Below are 14,771 nucleotides of genomic sequence, written 5' to 3' on the forward strand. Positions count from 1 at the left end.
CAAACCCAGCGAATCGAACCCGAGCGCGTCCAGTTCCGTGGCGATTGTTATCTCGCCGACGAATGACGCAGGCATTCCCTCACCGCTCTCCGACTCGGCGCGTTTCTTGATCAGGGCAATGACGTCCGTTGCGAATTGATCGGCCATTCTGTTTCCTGTCTTTCTTTCCCGCGTTTCGACCCGGACCCGCGACTCAGTTCCTGAGGCGCGCCGCGTCGCGAAAGCCATCACGCTTGGGCAACTGACAAAGCCCAATGCTCATAAAGCCGGATCAGGTCCGGCCGGTGTGTGGCGTAGGTGCAGTATGACGATGTGAGCCGCTACACCGTGCGCGTCTCCCAGTCTGTCCATAGGCTCGGAAGAAGTCGGACAGTTGACATGGCCGGTCAGTTGCAACTCCCTTTCCCAGCACTCCACTGCCCGGTAGAGCGCATGAAAGTTCTCCTTTCGGGCGGTTTCTTAAGACGCTCGCCACGCTATGAGGCAGTGGGGCATCGGTGTCCGTCAGGTGCTTCTGCCCATGCAGGATTCCAGAACATTGATGAAATCTTTTGTTTCGATGAAAGGCATCCACACTTTGGATAGTTGACCACGCGTTTCAAAGGTCGTGAACTACATCTCCTCGTTGTGCTCGACGCACTCCCGACAGAGCGCAACCTCATGGGCGCGGCATGCAGGATTAACCGAGCCCAGCCGGTCATGAGTGCGGCCGGCGCTCGGCTGCTCGATTGTTGGCGCGATGAGCTCGCGACCATGTCCGCGGAGGTATTCAAACTTAACGCTGCGTCCAGGAGCTCTTGCCCTCCAGTTCGCGACGCTCTCCTGCCCATCCAGTGCTCGTTTATTTCGTCGGATAGTTTGACCCGGCTCTACCGAATCGCCGCTTCAGGATCATTCTTTCCGATTTCGTCACGCTCGTATTTCTGCCGCGTCCTACACCGATTGGGCGCGAACAAACTGAGCGCCTTGGAACCCGAACCCGTGCGTCGTGACCGGGAGCATCCGGGGCGAACTCATGCGCTCGGGGGCATCGCATCACCGGACGGCGACAGGCACGGTCGACCGGCATCTCGGCATCGGCTGGGAATTCGTCCATGGTCTGCATTGACGACGCTTCCTGAGGCCACGTAGCCCTTATGCCAAGCTGGGCGCCCGGGTCGAGCGCGTAATGACGACAATTGCTTCGCTACAGGTCAAACGCTTTCCGGGCCACCTGCAAAGTCTTCACCCGGCCGTACAGCGCCCAAGACCACTGATGTGATCGACAAGAGCCTTTTTGATAAATCTGCGCTATTCTCCTGTCGCGCACGGACGACCGCGTGGCGAAGAGCAGGGTCCGAGATGAGAGCCCTGCCGCGCAGCTTCTATCGTCGCGCCTCGTTTGCGGCATCCGTGCCCACCCTCTTCGGACCTCGTGGGTTCCAACCGGCGGCGAGGCGTGCATAGGCGCCCTCGGCCTGCTCCACCCAGCGGCGCTCTTCTTCCCGGTAGCTCTTTATGTTGTAGGCGTGCGCGGCTCCCTTTTGGCCGCGCACAGCCTTGCTCCCGGCCTTGAGTTCCACATCGCGCAAGCTTCTTGGCATGCAGGGAGGGTCGAGCCCACGCGTAACTCTCGCCCTTCATCAACAGATGCCAGATCACGACAGAGAGTTTGCGTGCGGTTGCCACGGCCGCGACATGCTGTCCGCGCCGGGCTCGCACGCCGCAGGGAGAAGGCTCGCAACGGTCCGGGAGCACGAGCGGCCGCCCAGGCCGCCTCGACGAGCATGCCGCGCGCATGACCACGGCCCTGCTTGGTGATCCGCCCATGGTAGGCCGGACCTGGCCGGACTGTCGGACGCTTGGGTTCAACCCGAGATAGGTCACGAGCTTCTGCGGATCGTCGAAGCGCGACACGTCGCCGATCGCCGCCTTCATCGCCAGCGCGACGGTGATGTCGACGCCGGGAATGGTCATCAGCCGCTTCACGCCTTCATCCTCGAGAGCCGAGCGGGCAAGATCGCGTTCGATGACCTGGAGGTCTTCGCCCAATCGGTCGAACTCGCGCAGATGCCGATCGATCGCGAGGCGCTCGTCCTGCGGTACGACCTGCTCGATTAACCAGGTCCGACCCTTGGCGCCGCACAGGTCGGCATGCGGGCAGGACGGGATCAGGTGGCTATGAAGGATCGACTGGATGACGGTCTTCAATCGAGATCTCTGTCGGACAATCTGATTGCGCCGTGTCACCTGTCGACGCAGAGCCTGCGTCGGCTCGTCCGCAATCCAGACTTCTGGCAAGAAGCCGCTGGCATAGAGCTGCGCAAGAACGTCGGCGTCGATCGTCGTTTTGATCTTGGCATAGGCAATGATACGCACCTGTTTCGGGTTGCCGATCCCCACCTTCTTCACATGCGGCGCAACCACAGCTGCAGCGGACGTCGCGTTGCCGGTGGCCTCGATCACCCCGACATCGTTCGGCGACAGCTTCGCGGCGAACGCCGCCAGCAGATCGCGCGGCATGTCGACGCGGCCGAGTCGCCTGAGCCTGCCATCCTCCCATGCCACTGCTTCGGCGAAGGCGCGGTGAATATCCAGTCCGATGATGCGCATGCCCGTTCCTCCTTCTTGGCTCGGTCAAAGACGGGAGCTGGCGGGTAACACGACATCTACTGATCCGCGCTCGCAGCGCCTCCGGGAAAGTCGCGAGGGGCGGCCATGTAACGAGCTCGGGCTCTCAGCCCACGGTCTATTGACGGCCTGCCTGCACCTTCGTGCTCCCGGTGCCCCACGTCCCGGATGGGCTCACCATAAGGGCGTTCCAAAACAAGAACAGCAGGACGAAAAGGCACCACAGATCACCACCGGATAACAGCAAGGCCAAGCGCTTCGTTCAGACAGGCTTGCGCCAATGGGCTTAGGCCGAGCCTACAACAGCTCTCAAAGACGCTGCCGAACTGCTGCATTGGCCTCGCCGATACAACACAGGCCTCACGGCAGCTTAGGATCAAACCGCCCATCAGTCGCCTCGGACTGGAAGGGTGCACCCTATTAGGTTCCACGCCTAGCTAGGTCGGGGCCGCCGAAGACGCTGGTTGATAGCCCGGCGCCATCGGCCCGGCATTTCAAACCGCTAATCTCTGACCTGCACAGTACGTACGATTGCTCGCTTCGGCAGATCACGCGGCTCATATGTCGGACCTTAACGTCATCCATCATAAACTTTTTGCGACAAAAGATTGCAAGAATGCTAAATTGTTAAAGTCGTTTGTTTCGGTTAAAGGCATCCATCCCATGGATGGCTGATGACATGCGTTTCAAAGGACTTGATCTAAATCTCCTCGTTGTGCTCGACGCACTCCTGACGGAGCGTAATCTCTCGGCGGCGGCACGCAGGATCAACCTGAGTCAGCCCGCCATGAGTGCGGCCGTCGCCCGACTGCGCGATTATTTCCGCGATGAACTGTTTACGATAAGAGGTCGCGAACGATTTCTAACCCCGCGTGCGGCAGCATTTGCCCCCGCAGTTCGCGACGCTCTCCAGCACATCCAGTGCTCGATTATTTCTTCGGATCCGTTTGACCCAGCTCGAGCCGATCGCCTCTTCAGGATCATTCTTTCCGATTTCGTCACGCTCGTGTTTTTCGAAAAGCTTGTGGAGCGTATTGCACGGGAAGCCCCCGCCGTCAGCTTCGAACTGCTGCCTGTCGACGATAGCCCCGATGAGCTTCTCCGGCGCGGTGACGTCGATTTTCTAATTCTACCGGATATGTTCACGTCGAGTGTGCATTCAAGCGTTCCGCTGTTTGACGAGAAGCTCGTGTGCGTAGGCTGTCCCACAAACAAGCAGCTGCCACAGCAGCTTACATTCGAGAGATACATGTCGATGAGGCACGTCGCGGTCAGGTTCGGGCGTACGATGAAGCCGTCTATCGAGGAATGGTTTTTGCTTGAGCATGGCCTTAAGAGACGTGTCGAGGTCGCCGTGCAGGGCTTCAGCATGATTCCACCTATGGTGTCCGGCACAGCTCGTATAGCGACCATGCCCTTGCGGCTGGTCAGGCATTTCGAAAAAACGTTCCCCCTGCGGGTTATCGAACTTCCGCTGCCATTTCCCACATTCACCGAGACCCTCCAATGGCCGGCCCTCCACAATAGCGATCCGGCAAGCATCTGGATGCGGGAGATAATGATGCAAGAGGCATCTCGGATGGCTGTCCCGCTGTGAACCCACGGAAAATTCAGGCGCACCTATAGTCACTACTCCTGTCACCATCTACTCTGACGACAATAGCCCTCGCCGGATAAAGTCGATGCTGGCGGCAAGTGCGCCTGCGAGATCGTCCAGAGAATGGACTTCCTCGACCAGCTCGAACGAGAAAGGTCCCGCGTAGCCGCCATCCAGCAGCGCCTGAATCTGGCTGCCATTGTCGGAACCTGCAAGAAAGCGATCGGGGTAAATCCAGAAGGTCGGGTCGTTTACGCTTGAAATGTGCACCAGGCCGGTAAGCTCGCAGAACAGGCATGTCTCCCCGGCCAGGGTGTGGTGGAACGTGTCGTGCACGAGGCGAAAGACGGACTGGCCATCAACCGCGGCAACGGCCTCGGCCGCTTCCTTCTTTGATCGAAGCGAGCAGGTTCGGAAACCCAGCGGCTCGATGAGACCGATCAGACCCCGCGACTGGAGGATTGGCTTGATCTCGTTTAGAGCGAAACGAAGATTGTCCTGGCGCTCGCTATTGGTGGGCCACGAGCTGCGGTTGGCCGGCACCAACACGAGCGTCTCCGCCCCGCACGCCGTCGCATAATCGGCGAGGTTGCTTGCCTCGGCCTGACGCGTTGGAGTCCAGTCGTTGAACCGCTGCAAGGCGTTGACAGAGATGATCGTGACGCCCGCTTCGGTAGCGGCAAACCGGACGTCCGCAGCCGGAATGCCGCGTGCGACAGGATTGCTGAAATGAGGGTAACGGATTTGGACGTCGGTCAGGCCTTGGTCACGGGCAAGCGCGAAAAGCGCACTGACGTCAAGGCGGGGCGCCGCCATGTGATCGAGTGCAAAGCGGGGCGATACCTGGCGCATTGCTTGACTTTCCTTCCATGAAGCGCGGCTGCCATTTCGGCATCCGGCTTCTTTCAAGACGGAACCACGCCGGTTCACAGATCGGACAGAGACGGCCGAGTCAATCGAGCTTTCCTTTCATCGGTGAAAGGAAAATGGGCGCTCATGATAGAAATCCATCAAGCTCAAATATTTTCCGGAAGATAAATGTCGAACGGCAGAAATGTCTGCCCCGGGCTCTCCGCGACGCCGGCTTTGATGGCCCGCTCCATTGCCATTATCAGCTCCTGGCAAAGTCGGCGCATTGGCGTGCCGACCGCCATCGTCAAGATGTCATCCGCAAGCGCCCCACGTGACTGCGGCGTCATTTCACTCACGATCGCGACGAGATCCTGACCGCTCCCCTCTTCTCGGAGCGCGGAAATTGCCCCCTCTATCCCTCCGCCGGCCATATAGAAGCCGACGAGCTCTGGTTCCCGCTGCATAAGATCCAGCAATTTTTCGTAAGTGAGCTGCCGTTCATCAAGGTTCACGAGCGCATCAAGCACCTCGAATTTTGGCGCGTTCTCACGAAAATACGCACGAAAGGCCGTTTCCCGCGTCGCATGCGCCTGGAAGCGATGGCTTCCGACAAACACCGCCACCTTGCCGGGCCGTTTTGCGGCCTTGGAAAACACCCAAGCGGCAGTCCGTCCGACCTTGCTGTTGTTGAGGCCGATGTAGCCCTCGCGCACGCCATCGGCGAAGTCGGATAGCAGCGAAAATACCGGGATACCTTTCGCCTTGAGCTCCTCGACTGATGCTGTGATTTTCGGGTGATCGGCCGCCACCATGGCGATCGCCTGGCAGCGGCTCCCAAGGTCCTTAAGAAGCGGGAGCAGGTCACGCGGCAAATGTGACTGCGCGAACTCGATGATCGGAAGGCCGTGGAAGGATTTAGCCATACTGACCGACTCTTCGATCTTGCGAGCGAAATCTTGGTAGAAATCGTGGGTAGGTTTTCTCAAGATGAAGCCCAGCTTGTAGTGCGGCAGGTGCTGCTGCAAGCGCTGTTTGATGAGACCGGCAGCATGATAGCCGATCGCGTGCGCGGCCGCATGGACCCGCTGGGCGGTCTCCTCTCGCACCGGAAGGCGGACGTTCAGAACCCGATCGACTGTTGCTACGCTGACTCCGGCTTCGCGGGCGAGATCGGCTATTGTGACGCGCTTTCCCCTAGCGATTCTGATCGGCCGGTCCTCCATCATCCGGTGCGCTCCCGCGACGGCTTGGGGCGGCAAGCTGAAATAGTTCCCCCACCCCGCGGATAGCGCATTCGACGAACAGCGCTCCATGCGCACCCAGATGAGTTTCCGTGAACCGTTCGTTTGCTTAGGGGCTTCATGGTGTTGTATTACTCACTGCGTTAGTACTCTATTTCCAGCGCTCTTTGGAGGCTGGCAATTCGACTGTTGTGTCAAGGCCGCTACTTACACGTCGCGCTGTTGCGATCTTGCTTGCGGGGAGCCAGTTTGATGTAACCCTAATCGCGGAAAGCGGCTTCCATCCGTGACTGGTCCAATTCGCCTTCCCAGCGAGCGACAACGAGCGATGCCACCGCATTACCGACTAAATTCGTCAGCGCGCGGCATTCCGACATGAAGCGGTCCACGCCAAGAATTAGAGCCATTCCGGCAACGGGAACACTCGGCACGACAGAGAGAGTAGCGGCCAATGTGATGAAGCCGGCGCCGGTGACGCCTGCCGCACCCTTCGAGGAAAGCATCGCAATTAGCAGCAGGAGGATCTGATCGGCAATTGACAAATCTGTGTTCGTCGCCTGCGCGATGAAGAGGGCGGCGATCGTCATGTAGATATTGGTACCGTCCAGATTGAATGAGTATCCAGTAGGGATGACGAGACTTACGACCGAACGCGCGGCGCCGGCCTTCTCCATCTTCTCCATGAGCGAGGGCAGCGCGGCCTCCGAGGAGGACGTTGCCAGGACAAGCAGCAGTTCGTCCTTGATGTAGCGGACGAGAGAAAAGATGGAGAAGCCGTTGTAGCGGCAGACCGCGCCGAGAACCCCGAACACGAAGAGGAAGGCGGTAAGATAGAACGTCGCCACCAGTATCGCGAGGTTGGCCACCGAACCGATTCCGTATTTGCCGATCGTAAAGGCCATTGCGCCGAAGGCGCCGATGGGTGCAGCCTTCATCAGAATGCCGACGAGCTTAAAAATGGGGGCGGTAAGCGCCTGGAGAAAGGTAACGACCGGCCTGCTCGTCTCTCCGGTCATCGCCAAAGCAATGCCGAACAGGACCGAGAAGAACAAGACTTGCAGGATGTCGCCTTCCGCGAAGGCACTGGCAATCGTTGACGGGATGATGTTCATCAGGAAGCTGGTCACGGACTGCTCGTGAGCCGTGGCCACATAGCCCTTAACGGCTTGGACATCGAGCGAGGCCGGATCGATGTTGAGGCCGGCGCCAGGCTGAACGATATTCGCGACAATCAGTCCGACAACGAGTGCAAGGGTCGAGAAGGTGAGGAAATAAACCATCGCCTTGGCGGCAACTCGGCCGACCTTCTGCAGATCGCTCATGCCGGCAATGCCGGTCGCAATTGTCAGGAAGATGACAGGTGCGATAATCATCTTGACGACTTTGATGAAGGCATCGCCGAGCGGCTTCAGGCTCTGGCCGGTTTCCGGATAGAGGTAGCCAATTGCGGCTCCCAGGACTATGGCGGCAAGCACCTGCACGTAAGTCCGGGCAAAATGGGGCTTGCGGGGCGCTGCGATCGCGCGGGGGACTCTTGGAACCAACACCGTTTCTCTCTCCCTGACCGGATCGGGGTGGGGGCTCCTCCTTCTCCCATGCTGCGCTCCGGTCGAGCGCTGCTGTCATCTCGGAGCAAGCGCCGTGCCAACTGGAGGCCTGTCCCGTCCAGCGAGATTGGTGCGGGTTGCGCACTGGAACCCTCCACCTTTGCCGGAATTTGCACTCAAGGCTCGCCAAAGATCGCGTCTGAAGAAGTGCTTCGCCAGAGAGGGAATTGACCAGGTCGCCTTGCGGCCGTGCCTTTGATGTTCGCCGCAGATCGACCGCCGGCCGATATCTCTGTCGTCTTGGTGACTTTGGTTTGTCAGTTTTGCGACGGAATGCGCGCAAACTGCAGGATATCCTACACGCCCATCAGAGCACGCGGGACAAGCGATTAAGCGTAAGAGCGCATTGAGTCTCCGAGGTCAAAAAATCTTGAATAAGGTCCGCGTGCGAAGTGAATCCGCAACTCGTCAAAGTTCTCCACCGTTTGATCCAGCGGTCGCGTTTCCTGGCGCTGCAGGAGGGCGTTATCTGATGGCTCAAGCGCTGGAACGCCCAAGAAATCCCAAACCGCTCCCAAGCATTGGGCAGGTTCGTGAAGAAGCCTCTCGTATTCCATTACAAGCAGGTTGGTCGACGTGAAGGAGTCCATAACGCGAGCGTGAAAATCGTCGGCGGCTTTGAAATAAGCCTCACAGTCGGCGATTGACAACCTGACGCTCGGTGGCCGAGCGGTATCGTTGTCCGAGCTGAACTTCAGCCACTGACCGCTTTCCCTGGCCTGCACAAAGGATCGGAGCGATTCCAATACGTTTCGGCGAACAACGAGGATGACCTTGAGTGCTGGCCAACGAGCTAATTCCGCAAAGAATGCTGGACGCTCGCGAAACTGAGGTTCATTGATCTTGCAGCCAAGATGCGTCACATTCTTGTAGTCGCGCATAGGGCAGCGCACATAGGCAAGCTCAAGAAGCTCGCGATCCGTGCCTAGCAGGCGATCCGTGCTGGGCCAATTGGGATCATATTCGTTTAGCAACTCACCGTTACTCAAAACGGTCGGATGCTCGTTTAGCAATTCTTCTAAATAGTGTGTTCCGGTCCTTGGCATAGCAAGGATCACAAAAGGCTCAGGAGTTGGTTCGTTGTGGGTCATTGCATGTGTATCCAACTAAATAATGGCCGCGACGGTCTGGGGACGCGCACAAGAAGCTTGGCTGCTATCGCTTGAACGCTCCGGGTGGGTCCGCGCCTCACCACCCAGCCTGTACTCCGAGGTGTGGTCGCGAAGATGGGCGCGTGCCTGCAGCGGCTGGGTGGCGCCCGGCTTCGGCGTTGTTGTACCACTCGCGATTCCTGGCACACGCATGCCTCCGGGCCGCTGTGGGCAGTTTGCAATCCGGCATTGCGGACCTCCTTCTCGTTGATGGGCGTAGGTAAGCGTCAACGCATTAGTCGTCGATGAAACAGTCCAGCCGACACAAAAAAAGGCAATACAGCGAACATGCAAAGTGCGCCTATATGCAGCCCTACATTGTCGCCCAGGCGGCCGAGCATCACCGGACGGATTAGATCGATAGAATTCGCCAGCGGCGAGAAGGCCGCAATCTGCTGAAACACTCCTGGCAATTGGCCGACTGGAAAAACCGCGCCCGAAAGGAACAGCATAGGTGTGATGACAAGCGTCTGATAGAAAATAAAATAGTGATAACTGGGCGCGAGCGCGATGACGAGCATGGCCAGGCTCGCAAAGGCGAACCCGGTGAGAGCGATGACCGGCAGCACGTAGAGAACCGACGTCCACGCGGCATAACCTAGCGCGGCGGCAACAATCGCAATTGTCGTACCGGCCAGAAAGGCCTTTGTGGCTGCCCAGGTCAATTCACCGAGAACGATGTCGCCGAGGGTAAGTTGTGTGTGCAAGATTGCTTCCCAAGTGCCCTGATCGCGCATTCGACCGAAAACCGCGTAAATTGTTTCGAAGGTCGATGCTGTCATCGCGCTTGTCGCAACCATGCCGGCTGCCAGAAAAGCGATGTAGGATGCACCTTCGATGCGGCCTACCAACAGTCCAAGGCCAGTGCCGAGCCCGAAAAGGTAAATCATCGGATCAGCAAGGGTGCCGAGCATTGAAGCAAATGCCACCTTCTTCCATGCCAAATGATTGCGGCGCCACACCGCGATCCAGTTCCAGGCGTTGGCGGGTAGAGCGGCCGCAAGACGTTCACCCATTGCTCACTTCTCCATCTCACGTCCGGTTAGCCGCAAGAAAACGTCCTCCAGACTGGGTGGACGCTCCAGAATACGCAGACCCGCTCGACCGCGAAGCTGGATGCGCACATCCTCCGGATCAGGCGCATAGCAAAAGAGCGTCTCGCCGCTTACCTCGATACGCTGAACGTACGGCCTGATCAGCGAAATCAGCTCCTGTGGATTGCCGCCGAAGATCTCGATCACGTTGCACCCAATGTACTCGTCGATCAGCGCATGAGGACTGCCCTCGGCGATCTTGCGTCCCCGCTCGAGAACACACAGCCGATCACAAAGCCGCTCAGCCTCTTCCATGAAATGGGTGGTCAAAATGATCGTTTTTCCGCTCGCCAGCAGGAAACGAAGTCGCTCCCAGATCAGATGGCGGGCATGCGGGTCGAGGCCGGTCGTGGGCTCATCCATCACAAGCAACTGGGGGTCGTTGATCAGAGCACGTGCCAGCGTCAGGCGCCGCTTCATCCCGCCGGATAGCAGGCCGACACGTGAATCCGCCTTGCTCTCAAGGCGAGCGAACTCGAGGAGCCGTGGGATGACGGCGTTGATCTCTCTTGTTCTCATGCCGAAGTAGCGCCCGAACACCAACAGGTTCTCACGTACCGTAAATTCCAGGTCGAGATTGTCGAACTGCGGGACCACGCCTATGCCCTTGCGGGCCAAGCGGCTGCGTGCCGGCACTGGTAGACCGAGGACTGTTATATCACCCGCGTCAGGCCGGGTCATACCGAGGAGCATACGCGCAATCGTGCTCTTGCCTGCGCCGTTCGGCCCCAGCAGACCGAAGCACTCTCCCGATGCAACGGTGAAGGACAGCCCGTCCACAACGAGCTTGTTTCCGAATAATTTGGTTACGCCGGTAAGGTCGATTGCTACATTGGACATGCGTCTATCTCAAGCGGAATGAGTCCGATTGGCCACCGGCAGCTTACTTACGAATCTGGTTCAGAGCAGGCCACCGCCTTGAGATGGCACCTTTGGAAAGTCGCGGCCGGAGCGACGCGTGTATCGCTTCCGCCAAAGAATTAACGTCAAGATGCCACGTGTCGCTTCCAGATAGTTCCCGTTCTGACCATAGGTAACTCGACAAGCTTCACCACGTGTCGACTGACACAACTTACTCGGTCACCCGGCGCTGCAAGGCCGTCAGACTTCACCAGCTGTGAGCGAAAGATCTGCAGTATGAAGTGACTCCGCAATTCCAGAATTGCCCGCAGCATTTGCTCCGGCAAGCGGCGTCGCGCTTGTGATTTCCTTTGTGCTTCTGTTGGGCAGGGGAACACTTTTACGCGACAGCCAATCGCTATTGCTCAATGTACACAGGGCGTAAGCCTTCAAGGGGATCAACAGGAATATCCTGATTAACGCGTGCATTGAATAGCCGATGAATCGAAGCTGCCGAGTGCGGAAAGATAACACCGTAGATCTGATTATGGTCATGGTGACAATAGCCAGCACCGTCCACCAATTTACTGTATGTGAAAATAGTAGCTCACCGAGCGCCGTTACTACCGCGATGCCGAGCAACAATGGGCCGAGATTCTCTCCCATCACATCCAAAGTTAGATAGCGATCCAGGCCACGCAGTAGACCTCGCGCAAGCATCGTGTCCCGGAAAGTGCTCCGTGCCCAGCGGAGTTGTTGGCGCAAATAAGGTCCCATCTTGTCCGGAACGACTGTCGCCGCGACGGCACCTGGAACGTACTCGGTTCGAAAGCCTGCTTTCAGCATGAGGATCGTAAGATGACGGTCTTCACCGAAGTCGCTTGGTTTCCCCCTGAACAGCTGCGTCTCGTATTGATCCAGCAGAGAAAGGAGACAAGACCGGCGGTACATTGCACATGGGCCGCAGCAGCACATGACCGCACCAAAGCGACCTTGCGCCGCGCGCTCCTCATTGCAAGCCAGCCAGTATTCCATATCGATCAATCGGGTCAACCAAGTGTCGCTGCGGTTGTATGCCGTCAGCTGGCCCATGGCCGCTCCGACCATGGGATCCCGCATTTTTACTGCAAGCTTCGTGATCACGTCGGACGCAAGTGTCGTGTCAGAGTCGACGCTGAGCACGAAATCTCCAGATGAGCGGCGGATGGCGGCGATCTGCGCCTTGCGTTTGCCAACATTCTCGCGGAGCAGAATGAAATTGAATCTCGGGTCGCCCTCGTAGGCGTGATGTACCGGGATGACGGCATTACGATTTCCAGAACCGTCGTCAACCAGATAGACCTGAAATGTTCCGGCGTAATCTTGAATTGCGATGGAAGCTAAACACGCCGCGAGTGTGCGCGGGTCCTCATTGTAGCAGGGGATGATGACATCCACGCTCGGCCAACGGTCGGATCCGAACAAGCTTTCCGACGGCGGCGTAACATTTTCCGGTTGGGAGTAGACCGCTTGCATGCCTCTGTAAACAGTCGAGAGCACCGCATAAGACGAAACGGCAACAGTACTGGCTGTGGTGAGAAGGTCCATAGGATCTCTGTTTGTTCAGGGATGTTGAGGAAGTGATCGGATTACAAATCCGCGGCCGTGCAATTCTGGAATTAGGCGTGACAACGCTGTCACCGTCTGGTCGCGCAGACTGGCTTGATTGCCTGGTTGCAATTCGTCGGGAGCGCACCCGTCGTGCAACAGCACGATTGCGCCCGGCCGGATATCGGCGAGCACTCTGTCGACGATGGCGTCAACGCCGGGGCGAGACCAGTCGCGTGGATCAATGGACCAATGGACGGGCGCCAATGCCGCACCCGCTGATGCAGCGATTACTTCTTCGGTCCAGATGCCATACGGTGCACGAAAGTACCGAACCATGGCCTGCGGGCAAGCCATCCCTATGACTCTGTTTGCCTCAACTATCTGGCGGTCGACTTCGACGGGCCCGCATTTAGCCAGGTCCGGATGAGTCATCGTGTGGTTGGCTATACCGTGCCCGTCTGTAATAATTCGGCGAACGAGTTCCGGCTCGTCGGCCGCGTAGGCCCCAACAACGAAGAAGGTCGCCGGCACCTGATGTTGCGCCAGCACATTGAGTATCTGCGGTGTGAAAAATGAATTGGGACCGTCGTCAAACGTCAGATAGACGCTGCGCTCTGCAATGCCATCGGCATTGTCACTCTGCCCTTCGCATATGTAGTCCAGAGGCTTCATAGTTCCGGACCGTTCCGGTCGATCAGGGTACCGGACGGCCACTCGTCCATCGAGCGTCCGATCGGCGAAACCAACACGAGTACGTCTTCCAGGCGCGTGGGCGGCAGGTCGGGATGCACGTCTGGACGGGTCGACCGTACGCGAACGCCCGACACAATGTTCGCGAGGCCGGCTCTGCAGAATCTTTCGACATGGTTTCGCAGCGCGTGCCGAACCGTGCCGAAAGCGAATGGAACACCCAACTGATGGAGCACTGGGTACGCCACGCGCATCGAAAAACCGATTCCGAGCCCTTCAAGATCCGGACGAACCGCGTACAGGCCCAATTCAGCGACGATCAAGTCGACCTCGCCAACTTTGATGAAGCGCCGCAGCATGCCGATGTGAGCCGCTACCCCATGCGCGTCGTAGCCGATTGCGCGGAATTCCGGCCTCGCGCCGGCCCAACTGCGGCCGCCTTCGAATGGCTCCGCGTTGAAGGCGCCAGTCCGTCCATAGGTCTTTCGAAAAAAGTCGGAGAGTTCGACATGGTCGGCCAGTTGCAACTCATTTTCCCAGCACAACTTCCACTCGACATTCGGGCGCATGGAAGACCTCACCTTGTAGCTGTCCGGTTGAGATAAATGTCCAAGCATTGGTTAAATAATTGGCGTCGCCCCAACGGGGCGTAACTTGTGGAGACCGCCGAAAGACCAAGCCGCAATGCAGATGCGACTGACTTTGTACGCCCCGCACACCAGATGATGCTCCTCGGATCCAACGCAACCATCGGAACTACCTATCTTTCCAACTTGAAGCGCTTCTATGGGACCTGCAGCAAAAACGGTAAAATCCTTTGTTTAGATGTAAGGTATCCACGCTTTGGATAACTGGGCGAATGCGTTCCATATGGCTGGTCAATTATCGTCGTCACGCTCGAGGCACTTCTGACGAAGCGCAAAGCTCACGCCCGCGGCACGCGCGGCCGTTGCCGGGCCGCTCGATTATCTCCGTAAGAGCCCGAGCGGAGCTCAGACACGACGATTGATCAGAATCTGATTCGCGGGTTCAGTATCTTTTTCGTGTATCCAGCTCTGGGCTGTCCTTTGGCGGGAGTTAGGTTCGCCCAGGTTCTGAGCCTGGGGCGTCGGCCCGTTCGCCGCACAGGCTCCTTCGCACATCGTCGAGGCCGAGAAAGAGGTGGCCACACAGCTCCCCCTGTACTTTCCACCACCCGACACCAGAGCTCACCCAGGGCGCCGGCCTTGCTCACCTCAACGGATAGCGCACTCGCGCCGCTTCACGATTAAAAGAATTCTACAAGCAGATGCCTGTTTGATCGTGAGACGTCCGCTGCCAATTCCCGCATCGCAGAGGCAGCCAATAGCGCTCGCTTCACATAGTGGTCCGGCAAGCAGCTAGATACGACAGGTGACCTCAAATGAGGCGTCTTGCATGGCTTCTACACCTGCCTGAATGCCAGAACTGCGTTCGTGCCGCCCATGGCGAAGGCGTTGCTCATGGCGACGCGCACCTTG

General features: G+C 58.2%; 11 protein-coding genes. 1 reads left to right on the plus strand and 10 read right to left on the minus strand.

All coding sequences use genetic code 11. From position 1 onward, the window contains the following. Positions 1-1,290: 1,290 nt before the first annotated feature. On the minus strand, positions 1,291-2,592 hold the full coding sequence (locus tag NMG46_RS29085) for an IS110 family transposase (RefSeq protein WP_254820721.1): 1,302 nt from the start codon (positions 2,590-2,592) through the stop codon (positions 1,291-1,293). A 697-nt stretch (positions 2,593-3,289) separates the two neighbouring features. Between NMG46_RS29085 and NMG46_RS29090 the strand changes: the two genes are divergently transcribed. Continuing rightward, complete coding sequence (locus NMG46_RS29090; RefSeq protein ID WP_029356610.1) at positions 3,290-4,207, plus strand: LysR family transcriptional regulator; 918 nt, start codon at positions 3,290-3,292, stop codon at positions 4,205-4,207. Positions 4,208-4,255: 48 nt separating this feature from the next. Here the strand turns inward: NMG46_RS29090 and NMG46_RS29095 are convergent, their stop codons facing one another. The 9 genes from NMG46_RS29095 to NMG46_RS29135 form a co-directional block, all read right to left on the minus strand. Next, a complete protein-coding gene (locus tag NMG46_RS29095; RefSeq protein WP_029356612.1) occupies positions 4,256-5,059 on the minus strand; it encodes a TIM barrel protein in 804 nt (267 codons plus the stop codon). Between the two features lie 164 nt (positions 5,060-5,223). Then, positions 5,224-6,285: a LacI family DNA-binding transcriptional regulator gene (locus NMG46_RS29100; protein ID WP_051695606.1), complete on the minus strand. Its 1,062-nt coding sequence runs from the start codon at positions 6,283-6,285 to the stop codon at positions 5,224-5,226. 275 nt (positions 6,286-6,560) lie between these two features. Then, a complete protein-coding gene (locus NMG46_RS29105) occupies positions 6,561-7,844 on the minus strand; it encodes a dicarboxylate/amino acid:cation symporter (RefSeq protein WP_277569152.1) in 1,284 nt (427 codons plus the stop codon). 392 nt (positions 7,845-8,236) lie between these two features. After that, the gene (locus NMG46_RS29110; RefSeq protein ID WP_029356619.1) at positions 8,237-8,998 is read right to left on the minus strand and encodes a sulfotransferase; all 762 of its coding nucleotides are present in this window, start codon (positions 8,996-8,998) and stop codon (positions 8,237-8,239) included. Positions 8,999-9,285: 287 nt separating this feature from the next. Further along, entirely contained in the window at positions 9,286-10,074 is a 789-nt protein-coding gene (locus tag NMG46_RS29115; RefSeq protein ID WP_091600620.1) for an ABC transporter permease, read from the minus strand. A 3-nt stretch (positions 10,075-10,077) separates the two neighbouring features. Beyond that, a complete protein-coding gene (gene nodI / locus NMG46_RS29120) occupies positions 10,078-10,992 on the minus strand; it encodes a nodulation factor ABC transporter ATP-binding protein NodI (protein WP_091600619.1) in 915 nt (304 codons plus the stop codon). Positions 10,993-11,253: 261 nt separating this feature from the next. Continuing rightward, positions 11,254-12,579: a chitooligosaccharide synthase NodC gene (gene nodC, locus NMG46_RS29125; RefSeq protein WP_091600618.1), complete on the minus strand. Its 1,326-nt coding sequence runs from the start codon at positions 12,577-12,579 to the stop codon at positions 11,254-11,256. 15 nt (positions 12,580-12,594) lie between these two features. Beyond that, the gene (gene nodB / locus NMG46_RS29130) at positions 12,595-13,254 is read right to left on the minus strand and encodes a chitooligosaccharide deacetylase NodB (protein ID WP_091600617.1); all 660 of its coding nucleotides are present in this window, start codon (positions 13,252-13,254) and stop codon (positions 12,595-12,597) included. Then, a complete protein-coding gene (locus NMG46_RS29135) occupies positions 13,251-13,841 on the minus strand; it encodes a NodA family N-acyltransferase (RefSeq protein ID WP_063169401.1) in 591 nt (196 codons plus the stop codon). Before NMG46_RS29135 ends, nodB begins: the two co-directional genes overlap by 4 nt. Positions 13,842-14,771 lie beyond the last annotated feature (930 nt).

This window comes from Mesorhizobium sp. LMG 17147, from assembly GCF_024297145.1.
GTDB lineage: Bacteria > Pseudomonadota > Alphaproteobacteria > Rhizobiales > Rhizobiaceae > Mesorhizobium.

Coding starts and splice junctions, on each gene's coding strand:
- NMG46_RS29085 (WP_254820721.1), bottom strand. CDS start 2,592: ATGCGCATCATCGGACTGGATATTCACCGCGCCTTCGCCGAAGCAGTG.
- NMG46_RS29090 (WP_029356610.1), top strand. CDS start 3,290: ATGCGTTTCAAAGGACTTGATCTAAATCTCCTCGTTGTGCTCGACGCA.
- NMG46_RS29095 (WP_029356612.1), bottom strand. CDS start 5,059: ATGCGCCAGGTATCGCCCCGCTTTGCACTCGATCACATGGCGGCGCCC.
- NMG46_RS29100 (WP_051695606.1), bottom strand. CDS start 6,285: ATGATGGAGGACCGGCCGATCAGAATCGCTAGGGGAAAGCGCGTCACA.
- NMG46_RS29110 (WP_029356619.1), bottom strand. CDS start 8,998: ATGACCCACAACGAACCAACTCCTGAGCCTTTTGTGATCCTTGCTATG.
- NMG46_RS29115 (WP_091600620.1), bottom strand. CDS start 10,074: ATGGGTGAACGTCTTGCGGCCGCTCTACCCGCCAACGCCTGGAACTGG.
- nodI (WP_091600619.1), bottom strand. CDS start 10,992: ATGTCCAATGTAGCAATCGACCTTACCGGCGTAACCAAATTATTCGGA.
- nodC (WP_091600618.1), bottom strand. CDS start 12,579: ATGGACCTTCTCACCACAGCCAGTACTGTTGCCGTTTCGTCTTATGCG.
- nodB (WP_091600617.1), bottom strand. CDS start 13,254: ATGAAGCCTCTGGACTACATATGCGAAGGGCAGAGTGACAATGCCGAT.
- NMG46_RS29135 (WP_063169401.1), bottom strand. CDS start 13,841: ATGCGCCCGAATGTCGAGTGGAAGTTGTGCTGGGAAAATGAGTTGCAA.